Annotated in this window: 1 protein-coding gene and 2 pseudogenes; all 3 read left to right on the top strand. The window is 66.4% G+C overall.

What is annotated here, in order from left to right; translation table 11 throughout:
* Positions 1–270 (top strand): annotated as a pseudogene (locus A5686_RS26040) (ComF family protein); the annotation flags it as partial.
* Between the two features lie 333 nt (positions 271–603).
* Positions 604–1,272: a ribosome hibernation-promoting factor, HPF/YfiA family gene (gene hpf, locus A5686_RS26045; protein WP_067940514.1), complete on the top strand. Its 669-nt coding sequence runs from the start codon at positions 604–606 to the stop codon at positions 1,270–1,272.
* A 164-nt stretch (positions 1,273–1,436) separates the two neighbouring features.
* A pseudogene (locus tag A5686_RS26050) lies at positions 1,437–2,119 on the top strand (preprotein translocase subunit SecA); the annotation flags it as partial.

The following is a 2,119-nucleotide window of genomic DNA, read 5'->3' on the forward strand; positions in this document are numbered from 1 at the left end:
GCGCGCGCCGCGGTGGCGCGGCATCCGGACATCACCGTCGCACCCGCCTTGCGGCTCAAGGCGCTGACACGCGACTCCGTGGGCCTGGGCACCACCGCGCGCGAGCGCAACATCGCCGGCCGGGTAGTGCTGCGCGGCTCGCCGCCGCGCACCGAGGTCATGGTCGTCGACGACATCGTCACCACCGGCGCGACGGCGCGCGAGTCGGTGCGAATCCTGCAGGCCGCCGGGGTTCGAGTCGCCGCGGTGCTGGCGATCGCCGCGGTCTGAATCGGCCGCGGCCGGCGCAACCCATGACCCGGCCAAGAGGTTGTGAAGAACTCGCAACAGCTCGACGAAATTAGTGGCATCGGCAGGCGAACACGAGCTAACGTCGAGAACAACGAAGAACGACTCATCGGTCTGACTCACTGGTCGCGATTTCCCAGGTGAGACCCATTCGCGGGAAGGGGTGAGTAATCGACACCTTGCTCCGGCGAGCAGCCTGCGGCGGTAGCCAGTCTCGAACCGCTCCCACCTCGTCGGCGCGTTAAGCAGCCAGGCACGCAGGGCGCGTGTGACGTGAAAAAGAGAAACGAGTTGTCACGTATGTCAAGGCTATCCGTGGATCCCGGTCAGATTCTGGACCAACCGCCCGTCACCGATGGGCAAGCCCCACCGACAACCACCGCCGACGTTGTGTTCAAGGGCCGCAACGTAGAAATCCCCGATCATTACCGTCTGTACGTCTCGCAAAAACTCGCCCGCCTCGAGCGGTTCGATCGCTCCATCTATCTTTTCGATGTCGAGCTCAAGCACGCGCCCAACCGGCGTCAGCGCAAATCCTGTCAGCGCGTGGAAATCACCGCTCGTGGCCGCGGCCCGGTGACGCGGGCGGAAGCCTGCGCCAACAGCTTCTACGCCGCGTTCGAGTCCGCGGTCGACAAGCTGGAGAACCGGCTGCGCCGCGTCAAGGACCGCCGCAAGGTGCACTACGGCGACAAGACCCCGGTGTCGCTGGCCGCCGCGACCGCGGTGCCGCCACCCGCCCCGCCGCCCAGCGCGGCGCAACCCCCGCCGACCGAGCACGACGGCGCGGAGCAAGACCATGAGCCCGGACGGATCGTGCGGACCAAGGAGCACCCGGCCACGCCGATGACGGTCGACGACGCGCTCTACGAGATGGAACTCGTCGGACACGACTTCTTCCTGTTCCACGACAAGCAGACCGAACGGCCCTGCGTGGTCTACCGGCGGCACGGGTATGACTACGGTTTGATCCGACTGGCTTGATCCGACTGGCCTGATCCGACTGGCCTGGGCAGGGTCGCTCTGCGGCCACCGCGCCGCGCCCGGCAACGCCGCGCTAGCGATCGCCGCTGCGGCGGCCGTTAGCGCGTCGTCGCCTACCATGGGAGTCGCTCAATGCAAGACTCCTACCAACAGGGGACATAGCTGTGCTGTCGAAGTTGCTGCGCCTTGGCGAAGGTCGCATGCTCAAGCGTCTCAAGCGGGTGTCTGACTACGTCAACACCTTGTCCGACGAGATCGAGAAGCTCACCGACGCCGAGTTGCGGGCCAAGACCGACGAGTTCAAGAAACGGCACGCCGACGGCGAAAGCCTCGACGACCTCCTCCCGGAGGCCTTCGCGGTGGCCCGGGAGGCGGCCTGGCGGGTGCTCGACCAGCGGCCCTTCGACGTACAGGTGATGGGCGCGGCGGCGCTGCACTTCGGCAATGTCGCCGAGATGAAGACCGGTGAGGGCAAGACGCTGACCTCGGTGCTGCCGGCCTACCTCAACGGCATCGGCGGCAAGGGCGTGCACGTCGTCACGGTCAACGACTACCTGGCCAAACGTGACAGCGAGTGGATGGGCCGCGTGCACCGCTTCCTTGGCCTGGACGTCGGCGTGATCCTCGCGCAGATGACACCCGATGAGCGCCGGGTCGCCTACAACGCAGACATCACCTACGGCACCAACAACGAGTTCGGGTTCGACTACCTGCGCGACAACATGGCGCACTCGCTCGACGACCTGGTGCAGCGCGGGCACAACTACGCCATCGTCGACGAGGTCGACTCCATCCTGATCGATGAGGCCCGCACCCCGTTGATCATCTCGGGCCCCGCCGACGGTGC

Source organism: Mycobacterium sp. E2479 (assembly GCF_001667925.1).
In the GTDB taxonomy this organism is placed as follows: Bacteria; Actinomycetota; Actinomycetes; order Mycobacteriales; family Mycobacteriaceae; genus Mycobacterium.